15 protein-coding genes are annotated in these 16,810 nt (G+C 65.2%); 10 read left to right on the plus strand and 5 right to left on the minus strand.

Translation table 11 applies throughout. The features are described from left to right. The 10 genes from DBO85_RS04185 to DBO85_RS04230 form a co-directional block, all read left to right on the plus strand. Positions 1 to 648, plus strand: a 648-nt coding sequence (locus DBO85_RS04185) for a UDP binding domain-containing protein (RefSeq protein ID WP_146168163.1), incomplete at its 5' end; no start/stop codon positions are given. Positions 649 to 985: 337 nt separating this feature from the next. Beyond that, entirely contained in the window at positions 986 to 2,527 is a 1,542-nt protein-coding gene (locus tag DBO85_RS04190) for an MBOAT family O-acyltransferase (RefSeq protein WP_108105568.1), read from the plus strand. Positions 2,528 to 2,537: 10 nt separating this feature from the next. Next, positions 2,538 to 3,683, plus strand: a complete 1,146-nt coding sequence (locus DBO85_RS04195; RefSeq protein ID WP_108105570.1) for an alginate O-acetyltransferase — start codon at positions 2,538 to 2,540, stop codon at positions 3,681 to 3,683. A 96-nt stretch (positions 3,684 to 3,779) separates the two neighbouring features. Further along, positions 3,780 to 5,219 carry a mannose-1-phosphate guanylyltransferase/mannose-6-phosphate isomerase gene (locus DBO85_RS04200; RefSeq protein WP_108105572.1) on the plus strand — a complete coding sequence of 480 codons (1,440 nt, stop codon included), beginning with the start codon at positions 3,780 to 3,782 and terminating at the stop codon, positions 5,217 to 5,219. Between the two features lie 343 nt (positions 5,220 to 5,562). Next, positions 5,563 to 6,027: a multidrug transporter gene (locus DBO85_RS04205; protein WP_108105574.1), complete on the plus strand. Its 465-nt coding sequence runs from the start codon at positions 5,563 to 5,565 to the stop codon at positions 6,025 to 6,027. A gap of 32 nt (positions 6,028 to 6,059) precedes the next feature. Next, positions 6,060 to 6,890, plus strand: a complete 831-nt coding sequence (locus DBO85_RS04210) for an SDR family oxidoreductase (protein ID WP_108105576.1) — start codon at positions 6,060 to 6,062, stop codon at positions 6,888 to 6,890. A 25-nt stretch (positions 6,891 to 6,915) separates the two neighbouring features. Then, entirely contained in the window at positions 6,916 to 7,569 is a 654-nt protein-coding gene (locus DBO85_RS04215; RefSeq protein WP_108105578.1) for a hypothetical protein, read from the plus strand. A gap of 53 nt (positions 7,570 to 7,622) precedes the next feature. After that, positions 7,623 to 8,495, plus strand: a complete 873-nt coding sequence (locus DBO85_RS04220; protein WP_108105580.1) for a DUF6279 family lipoprotein — start codon at positions 7,623 to 7,625, stop codon at positions 8,493 to 8,495. A 91-nt stretch (positions 8,496 to 8,586) separates the two neighbouring features. Further along, a complete protein-coding gene (locus DBO85_RS04225; protein WP_108105582.1) occupies positions 8,587 to 9,153 on the plus strand; it encodes a pyridoxamine 5'-phosphate oxidase family protein in 567 nt (188 codons plus the stop codon). A gap of 48 nt (positions 9,154 to 9,201) precedes the next feature. Further along, on the plus strand, positions 9,202 to 11,823 hold the full coding sequence (locus DBO85_RS04230) for an SNF2-related protein (protein WP_407681444.1): 2,622 nt from the start codon (positions 9,202 to 9,204) through the stop codon (positions 11,821 to 11,823). 253 nt (positions 11,824 to 12,076) lie between these two features. Here DBO85_RS04230 and DBO85_RS04235 read toward each other — a convergent pair whose 3' ends face one another. The 5 genes from DBO85_RS04235 to DBO85_RS04255 form a co-directional block, all read right to left on the minus strand. Continuing rightward, positions 12,077 to 12,349 carry a DUF3509 domain-containing protein gene (locus tag DBO85_RS04235; protein ID WP_108105584.1) on the minus strand — a complete coding sequence of 91 codons (273 nt, stop codon included), beginning with the start codon at positions 12,347 to 12,349 and terminating at the stop codon, positions 12,077 to 12,079. A 160-nt stretch (positions 12,350 to 12,509) separates the two neighbouring features. Continuing rightward, complete coding sequence (locus tag DBO85_RS04240) at positions 12,510 to 12,833, minus strand: DUF3325 domain-containing protein (protein ID WP_108105586.1); 324 nt, start codon at positions 12,831 to 12,833, stop codon at positions 12,510 to 12,512. Then, complete coding sequence (locus DBO85_RS04245) at positions 12,830 to 14,332, minus strand: PepSY-associated TM helix domain-containing protein (RefSeq protein WP_108105588.1); 1,503 nt, start codon at positions 14,330 to 14,332, stop codon at positions 12,830 to 12,832. Before DBO85_RS04245 ends, DBO85_RS04240 begins: the two co-directional genes overlap by 4 nt. Next, positions 14,329 to 14,631 carry a DUF3649 domain-containing protein gene (locus DBO85_RS04250; RefSeq protein WP_407681445.1) on the minus strand — a complete coding sequence of 101 codons (303 nt, stop codon included), beginning with the start codon at positions 14,629 to 14,631 and terminating at the stop codon, positions 14,329 to 14,331. The genes DBO85_RS04245 and DBO85_RS04250 overlap by 4 nt, the downstream gene beginning before the upstream one ends. Before the next feature lie 35 nt (positions 14,632 to 14,666). Next, the gene (locus tag DBO85_RS04255) at positions 14,667 to 16,799 is read right to left on the minus strand and encodes a TonB-dependent siderophore receptor (RefSeq protein WP_233356548.1); all 2,133 of its coding nucleotides are present in this window, start codon (positions 16,797 to 16,799) and stop codon (positions 14,667 to 14,669) included. Positions 16,800 to 16,810 lie beyond the last annotated feature (11 nt).

Below are 16,810 nucleotides of genomic sequence, written 5' to 3' on the forward strand. Positions count from 1 at the left end.
ACCTTCGCCAACGAGATCGGCAACATCGCCAAGGCCGCCGGCGTCGACGGCCGCGAGGTAATGGAAGTGGTGTGCATGGACAACAAGCTCAACCTGTCCAAGTACTACATGCGCCCGGGCTTCGCCTTCGGCGGCTCCTGCCTGCCCAAGGACGTGCGCGCCCTCTCCTACCGCGCCAGCCAGTGGGACATCGAGTCGCCGCTGATCAGCTCGCTGATGCGCTCCAACTCGGTCCAGGTGCAGAACGCCTTCGACCTGATCGCCCAGCACGGCAGCCGCAAGGTTGCCCTGCTCGGTCTGGCGTTCAAGGCCGGCACCGACGATCTGCGTGAAAGCCCGCTGGTGGAGCTGGCCGAGATGCTGATCGGCAAGGGCTTCGAGCTGTCGATCTTCGACAGCAACGTCGAGTACGCCCGCGTGCTGGGTGCCAACAAGGAATACATCGAGTCGAAGATCCCGCACGTGTCCTCGCTGCTCAAGTCCGATCTGGACGAGGTGGTACAGAGCGCCGACATCGTCGTTCTGGGCAATGGCGACTCGCGTTTCCGCGCCTACGCCGAGCAGGTTCCGGCCGGCAAGCAGGTGATCGATCTGGTCGGCTTCATGACCGGCAAGACCGCCGCCGGCGCAGAAGGCATCTGCTGGTAACGACGGGCTGACTGTTGCCCTTGGCAAGACCCGCTCCGCCTCGGCGCAGCGGGTCAACGAGCAGGATGAGGACGCAGCCATGCGGACCAACCCAGGCAGAACGCAGATCACCAGCCACTCCCCGGCCTTTTGGCCAGGAGCCGCCGCGACCTGCAAGCGCTCGCTGTCCAGGACTGCAACCGAAACCCCGGCGCCGGCAGGCGGTCATCGCTGCCCCGGCAACCCAGCAGGCGAGTGTCCGATGTGCGCGGCACGTCGGACACTCGCTACCTGGGGGGATATCTGGCGGGTTCCCCTGGAACCTTCCCTCTGGCGTGCATGCGCGAGTTACTGATCCATGGTCTTCTCATCCAACGTATTCCTGTTCCTCTTCCTGCCGGTGTTCCTCAGCCTTTATTACCTGAGCCCGGCCCGCTACCGAAACCTGCTGATCCTGATCGGCAGCTACCTGTTCTACGCCTGGTGGCGAGTGGACTTCCTGCTGCTGTTCGTCGCAGTGACGATGTGGAACTACATCTTCGGCCTGCGCATCCATCGCGCCGGTATACGCAGCCGTGAGTCCCAGCGCTGGGTGCTCTGGGGCGTGGTTGGCAACCTGGCAACGCTGGGTTACTTCAAGTACGCCAACTTCGGCATGGAGAACGTCAATGCGGCAATGGAAGCCATGGGGCTGGAGCCTTTTCTGCTCACCCAGGTGATCCTGCCGATCGGCATCTCCTTCTACATATTCCAGTCGATCAGCTACCTGATCGATGTCTACCGCGGCGACACCAAACCGACGGAAAACCTGATCAACTTCGCAGCCTTCATCGCGCTTTTCCCGCAGCTGATCGCGGGGCCGGTACTGCGCTACAAGGATCTCGCGGACCAGTTCACCGGGCGTACCCACAGCCTGGACAAGTTTTCCGAAGGCGCAACCCGCTTCATGCAGGGCTTCGTCAAGAAGGTCTTCATCGCCGACTCCCTGGCGCCGCTGGTGGACCACTGCTTCGCCTTGCAGGACCCCAGCACCGGCGATGCCTGGCTCGGCATGCTGGCCTACACCGCACAGTTGTACTTCGACTTCTCCGGCTACAGCGACATGGCCATCGGCCTGGGCCTGATGATGGGGTTCCGCTTCATGGAGAACTTCAACCAGCCCTACATCAGCCAATCGATCACCGAGTTCTGGCGGCGCTGGCACATCAGCCTGTCGACCTGGCTGCGCGACTACCTCTACGTCCCGCTGGGCGGCAACCGCAACGGCACCTTCAACACCTACCGCAACCTGTTCCTGACGATGCTGCTCGGCGGCTTCTGGCATGGCGCCAACTGGACCTTCCTGATCTGGGGTGCCTGGCACGGCACCTGGCTGGCCATCGAACGTGCGCTGGGCGTGAACGCCGCCCCGCATCGGATCAATCCGCTGAAGTGGGCGCTGACCTTCTTCCTGGTGATGCTCGGCTGGGTGATCTTCCGTGCCGAAAACGTCGGCGTCGCCTGGCGCATGTACGAGGCGATGTTCAGCTTCAACGGCTGGGGCCTTTCGGAGCTGAACAAGGCGGCGATCACCGAACTGCAGATCGTCACCCTGGTCATCGCCTACATCACCCTGGCCATCTGCGGCCTGCGCCAGTTCTACCGTAACCCGCTGTCGCCCAAGTCGCCGCAGACCGACGCCGACGGCCCGGCGACCGATCAGCCGCGGATGATCCGTGCCGTGCCGGGCGATTCGCCACAAGTAGTGATGACCAGCTCCGGCATGCTGGTGCAGCGCGCTTCCTGGAGCAGCGCCCTGCCGCGCTATTTCGTCCGCGCAGCGATCCTTGTGCTGTTCGCGGTGTCGATTCTCAAGCTCTCCGCGCAGAGCTACTCCCCATTCCTCTATTTCCAGTTCTGAGAAGGCACCTATGACGCGTCAGCTTAGAAAAGTCTACGTCGCCCTGTTCCTGGCCCTGCTGCTGCTGCTCGGCGCGCTGTCGGTCAAGGGACTGGGCAGCTTTGACGCTCCGCCGGACAGCTCGGTGGTCGATGGCAAACTGACCCGCGCGCTGGAGAGCCACTATGACCAGCAGTTCCCGGTCAAGCGCCTGGGCACCAACGTCTGGGCAGCACTTGAGTACATGCTCTTCGGCACCGGCCGCCCGGGGGTGGTGGTCGGCCTCGAGCAATGGCTGTTCAGCGACGAGGAGTTCAAGCCGGTCGTCAACGCCGAACGCAACATCGACGACAACTGGGCCCTGATCCGCGGTGTTCGCGACGAGTTGGCCAAGCGCGACATTCGCCTGGTCCTGGCCATCGTGCCGGCGAAGAATCGTCTGTATCCGGAGTACATGGGCGACAACCGCCCCACTGCACTGCGCGACGAGCTGTTCCAACAGTTCCATAACCAGGCCAGTGAGGCTGCAATCGTTGCACCCGACCTGCTGACTCCGCTGCGCCGGACCAAACAGCAGGGCCCGGTGTTCCTGCGTACCGACACCCACTGGACGCCGCTAGGTGCCGAAGTGGTGGCCCAGCAGCTGGGCAAGGCGATTCGTAGCCAGGCGCTGCTGAACGCCGAACCGACGCCGTTCGTCACAGAGGTCGGCGCAGAAAAGAAGCTCGAGGGTGACCTGATCACCTTCCTGCCCCTGGACCCGCTGTTCGCCGACCTGCTGCCTCCGCCGGATGTCCTGCAACAGCGCACCACTCACAAGGCGCAATCCGCCGCGGATGCGGACCTGTTCGGCGAGGAACAGATTCCGGTTGCCCTTGTCGGAACCAGTTACAGCGCCAACCCGGACTGGAATTTCGACGGTGCACTGCGCGAGGCGCTGATGAGCGATCTGACCAACCACGCCGAATCCGGCCGTGGGCCGATGCTGCCGATGCTCAAGTACCTGCAGTCCGATGACCTGCGTGACCACCCGCCGCAAGTGGTGATCTGGGAATACCCCGAGCGCTACCTGCCGATGACCAATGATCTGAGCGACTTCGACCCAAGCTGGATCGCCCGTCTCAAAAACGGGCAAGCAGAAAGACAGCAACTGGCGAAGTACTTGCACGAACAATGAAAGAGAAACGGCTTCCGGCGCTGCCCCAGTAATTGCCCGCCGATACGACACAACCACAAGAAACAACACCCTATTGAACGTTTCAGGAGAGACAGCATGATCCCAGTAATCTTGTCCGGCGGCAGCGGTTCCCGGCTCTGGCCCCTATCGCGCAAGCAGTTTCCCAAACAGTTCCTGGCCCTCACCGGTGAGCACACGCTGTTTCAGCAGACACTCCAGCGCCTGGCGTTCGATGGCATGCAGAAACCGCTGCTGGTGTGCAACAAGGACCACCGTTTCATCGTCCGTGAACAGCTCGACTCGCTCGCCCTGCCGATTCAGGGCCTGCTGCTCGAGCCGTTCGGCCGCAATACTGCGCCGGCCGTTGCCCTGGCGGCGATGAAGCTGGTTGCCGAAGGCCGTGACGAGCTGATGCTGGTACTGCCGGCCGACCACGTGATCGACGATCAGAAGTCCTTCCAGCGTGCCCTGGCCCTTGCCACCACCGCCGCAGAGCAGGGCGAGATGGTGCTGTTCGGGGTACCGGCCACCAGCCCGGAAACCGGCTATGGCTACATCAAGTGCGACATGGCGGCGCGCGACGACCTGAATGAGGGCGTCAAGCGCGTCATGCAGTTCGTCGAGAAGCCGGACGCCGAGCGCGCGGTGAGTTTCGTCGAGTCCGGCGACTACTTCTGGAACAGCGGCATGTTCCTGTTCCGCGCCAGCCGCTTCCTCGAAGAGCTGAAGAAGCATGACGCCGACATCTACGACACCTGCCTGCTGACTCTGGAGCGCAGCAACGTGGAAGGCGACGAAATCAGCATCGACGCCGCGACCTTCGCCTGCTGCCCGGAGAACTCCATCGACTACGCGGTGATGGAAAAGACCGAGCACGCCTGCGTGGTACCGATGAGCGCCGGCTGGAGCGACGTCGGCTGCTGGTCCTCGATCTGGGACGTGCATGACAAGGACGAGAACGGCAACGTCCTCAAGGGCGACGTGATGGTCGAAGACAGCCGCAACTGCCTGGTGCACGGCAACGGCAAGCTGGTGACCATCCTTGGCCTGGACAACATCGTGGTGGTGGAAACCAAGGACGCGATCATGATCGCCCACAAGGACAAGGTGCAGAACGTCAAGAAGCTGGTTCAGCGTCTGGACGCCGACAGCCGTCCGGAAACCCAGAACCATTGCGCCGTGTATCGCCCCTGGGGCTGCTACGACTCGGTCGACATGGGTGGCCGCTTCCAGGTCAAGCGCATTTCGGTCAAGCCGGGCGCGCAGCTCTCGCTGCAGATGCACCACCACCGCGCCGAGCACTGGATCGTCGTCTCCGGTACTGCACAGGTCACCTGCAACGAGAAGACCTTCCTGCTCACCGAGAACCAGTCGACCTACATCCCGATCACCGCGGTTCATCGCCTGGCCAACCCCGGCAAGATCCCGCTGGAAATCATCGAGGTGCAGTCCGGCAGCTATCTGGGCGAAGACGACATCGAGCGTCTCGAAGATGTCTACGGTCGTACCGCAGCAGGCCTGAAAACCACCGCTTGACCCCGCTCCGGCCCTTCGGGGCCGGATTACCCCCGCAAACCAAAGCAGATGGGCGCTCCCGCGCCCCGTCGGCCTACTCGCCTCCTGCCAACCCTGTTCGCTCGTACCACGCCCCGCTTACGAACACGCGCCAGGCAGTAGCAGACGACAACAGCTGTGCTGACTGTCGCTGTCTACCCTCGGCGGCAGAATCGCGCGCCCCCCCAGCCAGCCTCCCCGGCATGCCTAGACAGCCACCTGGATTACGCAGCTGCGGCCTTCAGAACATCCGTCTGCAGCGGAATGTTTGCACCCCTGCGCCCGGCTTGCGAACATCCCCCCTCTATCACCTGCGGAGAGACTCATGCTGATTGGCGTTCTGCTCGCGGTGACCTGGCTGATCCTGGTCATCCGCTATCCGCACAAGGCCCTGCCGGTCTCCCTCGCCGCGCTTTGCGGGTTGCTGCTGCTCGCCGCCGTGGTGGTCTGGCAACAGGAACAGCAGAGCAGACGCCTGTCGCGTGTCGAGATCCGCCTGCAGCATGACCTGGTGCAGTGCCCCGGCGCCCGTCCGCTCAGGGTCGAGGTACACAACGGCAACAGCCGGGCGTTGCGTGAGCTGCGCTGGAAACTCTACGTCCACAGTCCGGGCCAAAGCGCCAATCTGATCCAGGGCCGCCCTGCGGAGCTGGACTACGACGGCCCCGGTAACCTGCTGGCCGACGCGCGCTGGCAGGAGTGCCTGCCTCTGCCAGCGCTTCGTCCCGGCTACCGACCGCAGAGCCTGGAGTACCGCGCGATCGACCTGCGTGGCCGCTTCACCCGATAAGCCCTGAACAAAACAACAACAGGAAAGCCACCATGAACGCTCCCGTCACGCTCATCACCGGTTGCTCCAGCGGCATAGGCCGCGCGCTGGCCGATGCCTTCAAAGCCGCCGGACACCAGGTCTGGGCCAGCGCACGCAAGGATGAAGATGTCCGCCGACTGAGCGATGCGGGCTTCGTGGCGGTGCAACTGGACGTCAACGACGCCGCTGCGGTCGGGCAGTTGGCCGAGCGCCTGCAGGGCGAAGCAGGCCGCCTGGATATCCTGATAAACAACGCCGGCTACGGCGCCATGGGCCCTCTGCTGGACGGTGGCGCCGAAGCGATGCGCCGGCAGTTCGAGACCAACGTGTTCGCCCTGGTGAGCCTGACCCAGGCGTGCTTTCCCCTACTGCGTGCGAGTCGTGGGCTGGTGGTCAATATCGGCAGCGTCTCCGGGGTTCTGGTGACGCCCTTCGCCGGCACCTACTGCGCATCCAAGGCCGCCGTACATGCGCTCAGCGACGCCCTGCGCATGGAGCTCAACCCGTTCGGCATTCGCGTCATGGAAGTGCAGCCAGGCGCCATCGCCTCGAGCTTTGGTGCCAATGCCAGCCACGAGGCCGAACAGCTGATCAGCGAACGTTCGCCCTGGTGGCCGCTACGCAAGGCGATCATGGCACGCGCCAATGCCTCACAGGGCAACCCGACCCCGGCGGAAGAGTTCGCTCGTGATCTGCTTGCCGCCGCGAGCAGCAGCAAGCCACCGCGCCTGCTGCGCCTGGGCAATGGCAGCCGCAGCATGCCGCTGATGGAGCGCCTGCTGCCCAAGGCCCTGGTCGAAGGCCGCATCATCAAGCGTTTCGGTCTCGACCGGCAGCTCTGAGCGCACCGCGCGCAGGAGGATTTGCATGCACGCATCAGCCCTGGTTCTCGGCGCCCTGCTCGCCCTTGCCGGCAGTACTGTTCTGGCCGATCCGGCCAGTTGTCGCAACGGCCATTTCCCGGCCAGTGCGGGCGGCTTCTCCCTGGCCGAGGTAAGCAGCGAGCGCAGCCATTTCTTCGATGACGCCGAGGGCTGCCCGCAGGGGGCCGAGTGCCGGCGCAAGAGCTACCTGGTCAAGGGCGACCAGGTCCTGGTCGCGCAGCAGAATGACGGCTGGAGCTGCGTCTGGTATCAGGGCGCCCGACGCGAGTTCGTCGGCTGGATGGCCAGTGCCGACCTGCGCCCGCTGCCGCCGGAGCTGCCGCAGCAGTGGCTGGGCGATTGGCAGTTCTACGACAACCGTCTGCAGATCAGCGAGGGCAGCGACGGCGCCCTGGAAGTCAGCGGCGACGCCGTCTGGTATGGCGGTATCAACAGCTTCGGTGATCGCGTGGTACACGTCGGCAGCCTCGGCGGCACCGGCATGGTCGAGGACGGCCACCTCCTGCATATTCGCGAAGGCGAGGACGAGTACAGCTGCCATGCCCGCCTGCGTCTGCTCGGCCAGTTCCTGATAGTCGACGACAACGGCAACTGCGGCGGCATGAACGTTCGCTTCGATGGCGTCTACCAGCGCTGAACTGCCAGGCGCTGGCGACCTCTATGCAGTAACACTCCCCGTCGAGCCCTGCCATGACCCCGCGTTCCTCTGACCTTGTCCGCGCCCTGCTGCTGGGCCTGGCCGCCAGCCTGCTGCTGACGCTTGTCGCCTGTTCACGTGTGGGTCTGGCCTATCGCAACCTGGACATGATCATTCCCTGGTCGCTGGATGACTACTTGCAGATGTCCGATGAGCAGCGCGCGTTCTTCGATGAGCGACTCGACGAACATCTGCTCTGGCACTGCAGCCAGGAGTTGCCGCGTTATCGCGACTGGCTCGCCTCGCTGCAGCAGATGAGCCGCAGCGAGGAACTCGATCCGCAGCAGATGCAGGCGCGCTTCGACGAGGCCCGCGAGGCGATCGATGCCATCGCCCGGCAGATCACCCCGACCACCATCGAGCTGCTGCGGGATCTCGACGATGCGCAGGTGCGCCAGCTCGAGGAGGCGCTGCGCAAGGACATCGACGAGCGCCGCAAGGAACATCTGCAACCGCCCGTGAGCGAGCAGATCGCCGACCGTGCCGAACGCATGGAGAAGCGCCTGGCGACCTGGTATGGGCGCCTGACGCAGGCGCAGAAGGCCCGCGTGCGCCAGTGGTCCGAGGCGCTGGGTAACCAGAACCAGCAGTGGATAGACAACCGTGCGCAATGGCACGCGCGGCTGCTGCAGACGCTGCAGACCCGCGACCAGGCCGACTTCCCCGAGCGCATCAGCGCCCTGATGCAGCAGCGCCAGCAGTACTGGACGCCCGAATACCGGCGCATCTTTGCTGCGGCCGAGGTGCAGGCACGCGAACTGTTGCGCGACGTGCACCTGATGGCAGAACCGCGCCAGCGCGCACATCTGCACAAGCGCCTGGACGACCTGCAGCGCGAACTGGCCGAGATTCCCTGCCAGGCCTGAGCGGCGCTTGCAATTGCCGGCGTAAAGCCAGCAAGATCCTCGGTTCCTCGCAGGGTGCCGAAGCCCCTGCCCAGCCGCGGGGGGTTCAGCCATGGCCAAGCAGTATCCGGAAATCAGCGAACGCTTCGCGCAGTTCATCGCGGCGCAGAAGATCTTCTTCGTCGGCACCGCGACGGCAGACAGCCGCGTCAACCTCTCGCCCAAGGGCATGGACTCGCTGCGCCTGCTCTCCAGCACCCGCGTCGCCTGGCTCAGTGTGACCGGCAGCGGCAACGAGAGCGCCGCGCACCTGCTGCAGAACCCGCGCATGACCCTGATGTTCTGCGCCTTCGAGGGCAAGCCGCTGATCCTGCGACTGTACGGTAACGCGCGGGCGGTGCATCGCCATGATGCCGAGTGGACCAGCCTGGCGGCAGGCTTCCCGCCCCTGCCCGGCGCCCGGCAGATCTTCATCCTCGATGTCGACCTGGTGCAGGCCTCCTGCGGCATGTCGGTGCCGTTCTTCGACTACGTCGGCGAGCGTGAGCAGCTCAACGACTGGGCCGCCGGCATCGGCGACGAAGGAATCCGGCGCTACTGGGCGGAAAAGAATCAGACCAGCATCGACGGCCTGCCCACCCGGATCTTCGAGCCCCGTCTCGAAGCCGAGGAAGGCTGAGGTGCCGGTCGGCCGCCAACCGGCGTATTGCGCGACAGGCCTCGGCACGTGACGCTGGACAGCCGACAGCTGCGCCTGCAGGACTGGGCGCCCCTCTTCGACGAGAAGGTTCTGGCGCGGGGACGCTCCTACGCCAAGCTCGGTATGGTGCGCATCATCCAGGTGACTGCGCAGACCATCGAGGCGCGCTGCCACGGCACCGCCGAGCGTCCCTACCGCCAGCACATCCTGCTGCGCGCCGGCGGCGAACACTGGCGGATCGAGGGGCGCTGCAGCTGTCCGGTCGGCGGCAACTGCAAGCACATCGCCGCGGTGCTGATCACCCTTGAGCAGCTGCAGCAGCGCAACGACCCGCTGGCAGTGCCGATCGAGCTCCCCCAGGCCGAGAGCGAACAGCTGATCGAAGACCTTGCGCCGCAGCCGCTGCTGCGCCTGGGCAGTCATCGTCGCCTGCACTTCGACGGCCGCCGCCAGCGCATGCTCGAACAGACGCAGCACCGCGCAGCGCTGGCGTTCCTGTATGCCGGCCATCAGGTGGGCGAACGCAACCAGCCGCAGCTCAGCGTGCGCAACCGTGACGGCCAGCGCCTGCGCATCAACCGTCAGCCCGAGCAGGAGGCCCTGTTCCGCGCGCAATTGCTTGCGCTCGGCCTGCAACCCGCTCTGCGCCGCAGCGAAGCCCTCCCGGAGCAAGCCGGCGAACCCTTCGAGCTGAAGGACCAGGCGAGCTGGCTGAGCTTCGTGCGCGAGGCGCTGCCACGGCTTCGCGCCCAGGGCTGGCAGATCGAGATGAGCGCCGACTTCCACTTCGACCTCAAGCCGGTGCAGCGCTGGTACGCCAGCGTCAGCGAAGCGCCCGGGCATGACTGGTTCGATCTGGAGATGGGCATCCTGGTCGAGGGCCGTCGTATCAGCCTGCTGCCGATCCTGTTGCGCACCCTACGCAGCGCGCCCTGGCTACTCGATCCACAGAGCCTGGCCCAGCGCGGCGACGGCGAGCTGCTGCTGGTGGAGCTGCCGCTGGGCGAAGGCCGCGTCGGCCTGCCCTACGGGCGCCTGCGACCCTTGCTGGCGGTGCTCGCCGAACTGTATTTCGGTGCCGCCGGGGAAAACGACGAGCGACTGCGGCTGAACCGCGCCGACGCCGCGCGCCTGCAGCAACTGGAGACGCTCGAGCTGGACTGGCAGGGCGGCGACAGTCTGCGCGAGTTCGGCGCACGCCTCAGCCGTGCCGCCGAGACACCGCTGGCCGCGCCCGCCGGCCTGCGCGCGCAGCTGAGGACCTACCAGGCCCAGGGCCTGGCCTGGATGCAGACCCTGCGCGAGCTCGGCATGGGTGGCGTGCTGGCGGACGACATGGGCCTGGGCAAAACCCTGCAGAGCCTGGCGCACCTGCTGCTGGAGAAGCAGTCGGGGCGTCTGCAGCGGCCGGCGCTGATCGTCATGCCGACCAGCCTGATTGGCAACTGGCAGGAAGAAGCGGCCCGGTTCACCCCGCAGCTGCGGGTACTCGCGTTGCACGGTCCGAAACGCAGCGAGCACTTCGCCACGCTGGAGCGCTTCGATCTGATTCTGACCACCTATGCATTGTTGCCGCGCGACCTGCCGAGGTTGCGCGAACAGTCGTTCTCGGTGCTGATCCTCGACGAGGCGCAGACCATCAAGAACCCGCGCAGCAAGGCCGCCCTCGCCGCCCGCGAGCTGCACGCAGAACAACGTCTGTGCCTGACCGGCACGCCGCTGGAGAATCACCTGGGCGAGCTGTGGGCGCTGTTCCAGTTCCTCACGCCGGGCTGGCTGGGCGATGAAGCCGCCTTCAACCGCCTCTACCGGCAACCCATCGAGCGCGACGGCGACAACCATCGCCTGGCGCATCTGAATGCCCGCGTACGGCCCTTCATGCTGCGCCGGCGCAAGGAAGAGGTGGCCCGCGAGCTGCCGCCCAAGAGCGAGATCATTCAGTGGGTGGAGTTGAGCGAGGCGCAGCGCGACCGCTACGAGACCCTGCGCCTGGCCATGGACGGCAAGCTGCGTGAAGAGATCCGCCGGCAGGGGCTGGCCGGCAGCCGCATGCTGATCCTCGAGGCGCTGCTGCGCTTGCGCCAGGTCTGCTGCGACCTGCGCCTGCTGGGTGACGCGCAACCCGCCGGCGCCGCGCAATCGGCCAAGCTGACCGCACTGATGCGCATGCTCGACGAGCTGTTTGCCGAAGGTCGTCGCGTGCTGCTGTTCTCGCAGTTCGCCAGCATGCTCGAACTGATCGCGGAGGAGCTGCGCAAGCGGCGCATCCCCTTCGCCCAGCTCACCGGCGCGACGCGTGATCGTCAGGCGCAGATCCACGAGTTCCAGGACGGCGACCTGCCGATCTTCCTGATCAGCCTCAAGGCCGGCGGGGCCGGACTCAACCTGACCGCGGCGGACACGGTGATTCACTTCGACCCCTGGTGGAACCCGGCCGTCGAGGCCCAGGCCAGCGACCGCGCCTATCGCATCGGCCAGGACAAGCCGGTGTTCGTCTACCGTCTGATTGCCCGCGGAAGCATCGAGGAGAAGATCCAGCAACTGCAGCAGCACAAGGCCGAACTGGCGCGCGGAGTCCTGGAAGGCAACGCTGGCGGCTGGTCACTGGAGCAGGAAGATCTGGACCAGTTGCTCTCCCCGCTCAGCTGAGCACAGCGCGCCAGCGCTCAGAAGGCGCGGCAGGCACCCTGCACCTCAGGCCCCTCATCCGGCGCTGCGCGCCACCTTCTCCCGGAGGGAGAAGGAAAGCTGTACCCGGCTTGCACTGGATGGCGCACTCGTACTGCCGAGATGCAGCGACTTTTCCCTCTCCCTCCGGGAGAGGGTGCCGAAGGCGGGTGAGGGATGTATCAGGCCACTGGCTGCTGCGTGAACCGGCCGGACGACCGCCGCACAATCGCCCTCAGCCCGCCCGGTGCAGGCCTTCGGCACTGAGCCGATCGAGCCCGCTGAGGCCGTCGCCGGAATCGATGGCCAGGCCGAAGCGAATGCTCTGAACGATCTGCTCCAGCCTGTCCGGATCACCCAGCTGATCGCCGGAAAGGGCCCGGCGCACCTTGACCCGCTCGTTGTCGGACAGCACCAGGACCAGGCTGCCATCCATGCGTTCGATGACGAAACGCACTTCGAAATCATCCTTGAACGCGTCGCTGAGGTATTTGAAGGGATTGTCCATCACGCGGCTCCTATGGCACTGCACGGGGGGACTACAGCAAGCGACGGGCCAGGGTGAGAAAAGTGGCGATGAACGGCAAATGCGCGCCTCTTGCCGCCGCAGATCCTGATCCAGAAGTCAGATTCAGCTACCGTGTGCCCTGAAAAGGGGCGGCCATGATTCACAGCAGCGCCACCCCGGTACCCAGCAAAAGCAGCAGCGCAGCGGCATAGCGCACCAGATGGGGACGGAACGCCAGGAGCAACCCCTGAACGAGTGCCGCCAGCATCAGCAGGCACAGCCACAACAGCACGCCCTGCTCAGCGCCGGTGGTGACGACGCAGAGCGCCAGGGCCAGCAGAATCACAAGAACGGCCGCCAGACGCAGCACCACTACCCGAACGCGCCCCGGCTCGCCCTTCCAGAGCTGACGGTGATGTCGCTTCATCGCCATGCTCAAACTGCCCATGCCGAACAGATTCAGCGCCAGTGCCAGCAGCATCATGGGGTCACCTCGGCAAGTCTGGTCCGGGCTTCGCGCTGCGTGCGCGGACGTACCCAGAGCAGGCACAGCAGGCCAATCGTCAGCAACGTCAGGTCGACCGAAGCCAGTGCCCAGTCACCGCGTCCGATGCTCGCCAGCAGATGCCCCTGGGGCACCAGCAGCAGGTTCAACAAGGGCAGCCCGAGCGCCAACACGGCAGCCAGCCAGGCCAGCGGCCGATAGCCGGCACGCCCGCGTCGCGCCAGTGCCCAGCCGGCGATGGCCAGCCAGAGCAGGGAAAAGCTCCAGCCCTCCAGCGTCTGGCGCATGGCCCACTCGGCGGGCAGCAGACGATTGGCCCAGAGCAATCCCAGGCATGCGACCGGCAGGCCGCCCAGTACTGCGACATTCAGCGAGCGAACCAGGGCGATGCCGGCACCGCCGCGGGCCTCGCGCTTGCGCAACCAGACCTGCAACCCGCCGATGAGCATGCCGCAGCCGGCCAGGCCCAGGGCAACGTACAGCCAGCGCACCAGGCTGCCACCGAACTGCCCCATGTGCAGGCCGGCCATCCAGATATAGGCACGGTAGGCAGTGCCCGCCTGTTGCACGTTGAGCAGCTCGCCGGTGGCGGCGTCATAGCTGAGGGTGTCCTGGGGCGAGCCGATGCGCGAAGGGTCGCGTCGACGGATATCCACCACGGCACTGGCATCATCCGGATGATGCACGCTGATCCAGCCCACCTCGCCACCGTCCCACTGCGCGCGCGCATCGGCCAGCAGACGCTCCAGCGCGATCGGCGTGCCGCCCGGCTGTTCCAGCTCCTCGCGGTGATAGCCGCCGGCCACTTCGTGGAAGAACTTCAGCGGGTTGCCCTGGTAGGCAACCTGCACGCCCGCCGGCATGTAGGAAGCGACGAAGATCGCCACACCGGTATAAGCCATGACCAGATGGAACGGCAGACCGATGACGCCGAACAGGTTGTGCCCGTCGAGCCAGGCTCGCTGGCCGTTGGCGTTCGGTCGCAGGGTGAAGAAGTCCTTGAAGATCCGCCGATGGATGATCACCCCCGAGACCAGCGCGACCAGCATGAACATGCCTGCCAGGCCCACCACGTACATGCCGAAGGTGCCGGCGTGCAGCTGGTAGTGCAGGCTGAAGAAGAAGTTGCCGCCCAGGGTATCGGGCAACGCCTCGCCAGTGACCGGAGCGAACAGCTTGCGCCCGCGCTCGCCGCTGTCGTGCTCCTCCCAACCCAGCTGCCAGTAAGGCTCACGCGTCGTTGGCGGATGCATCCAGTAGGCATGCAGCTCCTCCGAGACATTGTTCTTGAGCCACTGGCGCACGTCGTCGGCGTTCATCTGCATCTGCCCCGGCGTCTGCAGACCAGGACGCATCCAGCGCTCCAGCTCCTTGTCGAAGCAGGCCAGGGTGCCGGTGAAGATCACCACGAACAGCAGCCAGATCGGCAGCAGGCCACCCCAGGTATGCAGGCCGGCCATGGACTGACGCAAACTCATGGGCGTGCCCCCAGCTCGGCAGGCAGGAATGCCGCCAGGCCCAGCAGCAAGGCCAGGCCACCGATCACCAGCCAGGCCCGCGTGGCGCTCCGCGCGCCGAAGGCGTAGATCGCCGCCGCAGTCCAGACCGCGAAGCAGCCCAGGCTGGCGTAGACCACCCGGTCTGCGCGAATGAGCGGCAGATACACGGAAAGAAAGGCGGTAAAGCAGTACGCCAGCGCATAGCCGCCAAACAGCGCCGCCAGAACCCGGGCGAAAATACCCAGACGCGGTGCAAGGTTGCTGGATTCGATCATCATGCGTGTGTCCTCCGGATGCCGATCAACGGGCCCGGTCAGAACCGGTAGCTCAGGGTGCCGACCAGGGTCCTGCGGTTGCCGGTGAAGCAATCCCCGCGACTCAGGCAGGTGGTGTAGTAGGTATCGTCGGCCAGGTTGGTGGCGTTGAGGCTGACGCTCCATTCGTCATGGTCGTAACCGAGCATGGCGTCGTACAGGGTGGTCGACGGTGTTTTCAGCTGATCGATGCCGTCCCAGCTTGCGCCGACGTAACGCACGCCCGCACCAACCTTGAAGCCGGGAATGCCCGCCAGACTAAAGCGATGCAGACTCCACAGCGATGCCATCTGCTCCGGTGTACTGGCCAGACGGCTGCCCTCCTGTACCGCGGCCCCCTTGAGCACTTCGGTATCAAGCCGGGTGTAGGTGGCAATCAGGTCCCAGTCGGCATCGACTTCCACCAGTGCTTCCAGTTCCAGCCCGCGGGCACGCGTCTCCCCGCTCTGCAAGGTATTGAGCGGATTGTTCGGGTCGGGCATCTGCCGATTCTGCTCACGCAGATCGAAAACCGCCGCGGTATACAGGCTGCCACTGCCCTGCGGCTGGTATTTCACCCCCAGCTCCCACTGCTCGCCCTCCAGGGGTTTGTATGCCTGGCCGGTCGCCTGGTTTATGCCGATGCTCGGCTGGAAGGATTCGCTGTAGCTCAGGTAGGGCGCCACACCGTTGTCGAACAGATAGGTCAGCGCATAGCGACCCGTGACAGCGTCATCCTTCTGCGCATCTTTGCCCTGGACCTTGTTGTAGGCCCAGTCCTTGCGCAGGCCGATCGTGGCCACCCAGTTGTTAAGGCGAATCTGGTCCTGAACATAGATGCCTTCCTGGCGGGTGTGCTGATTCGGCTGGTCAAGCAGCACCACCTGCGAAGCGTCGAAGGTTCCGTATACGGGGGCGTAAAGGTCCAGGGGCGTTGAAGCGCCCCTGCCCTGACGGCTCTGTGCGTCGGAACGCTGATAATCGACGCCGATCAGCAGTTGATGCTGTAGTGCGCCGGTATCGAAACGCCCCTCGACGTGATGGTCCGCCACCCAGACGTCGACCTCCGGCTTGGACACGTAGTAGACGCGGTTGACCGTACGGTTGTCCGGCCCCAGCACTGGCGGCCAGCCATACATGGTCTGATAGCTCACCTCACTGCGCTGCCAGCGCAGGTTCTGCCGCAGGGTCCAGTCGTCGCTGATCCGCCAGGAGGCCAGCGAGCTGAGTGCGATCTGCTCGCTGTCGTACTCGTCATAACCCGGTTCACTGACGAACAGATCGGTGTCGTAGCGGCCGTAGGGTGCTGCCAGCACAGTGCCGCGATGGGGCAGGAAGGAGGAGTTGGTGCCGCTGTCGTCCTTCTGCACATTGGCCAGCAGGGTCCACTCGAAATCCTCGCTCGGCCGCCAGGTCAGCGAGGGCATCAGCAGCAGGCGGTTGTCCTTGACGTGATCAACCTGGGTATCGCTGTCGCGCTGGATGGCGACCACCCGGTAGAGCAGGCTGCGCTCATCGTTGAGCGGGCCGGTGCTGTCGACGGCGATCTGCTTGCGATCGAAGCTGCCGTACTGCACCTGCAGCTCGGTGCTCTGCTCCTCGCGCGGGCGCTTGCTGACCATGTTGACCAGGCCGCCGACCGGGCTCTGTCCGTAAAGCATCGACGACGGCCCGCGCAGTACCTCGATGCGCTCGAGGGTAAAGGGATCGACCCGGGTGTTGTTGTAGGAGCCGAAGCTCTGCTGCAGGCCGTTGAGCATCAGCAGCGGAGAGCTGCCACGGATCTGCGCCGAGTCGCCGCGACTGTCCAGACCATAGGTCTCGCCCCGTACGCCGGCGACATAGCGCAGCGAGTCCTGAACGGTCAGCGAACCCTGATCGCGGATGCGGTCGGCGGTGACCACGCTGATCGACTGGGGAGCCTCCAGCAGCGGCGTGTCGGTTTTGGTGGCCGTTACGCTGCGCTTGGCAACATAGCCCGCTACCGGCCCGTCACCTTCCTCGCGTACCGCCTCGACATACTGCGGGCGCAGCTCGACAGGCGTTTCCGCTTGCTCTGCTGCTGGGCCTCCCTGGGGTTCGACGGCAAGAACCGGAAGAGCGACCGACGCCAGGGCGATGGCAAGAGACAACGGATGAAGATGGGTGCGCACGGTAATAGCTC

The sequence above is a fragment of the Pseudomonas mangrovi genome, from assembly GCF_003052585.1.
In the GTDB taxonomy this organism is placed as follows: Bacteria; Pseudomonadota; Gammaproteobacteria; order Pseudomonadales; family Pseudomonadaceae; genus Aquipseudomonas; species Aquipseudomonas mangrovi.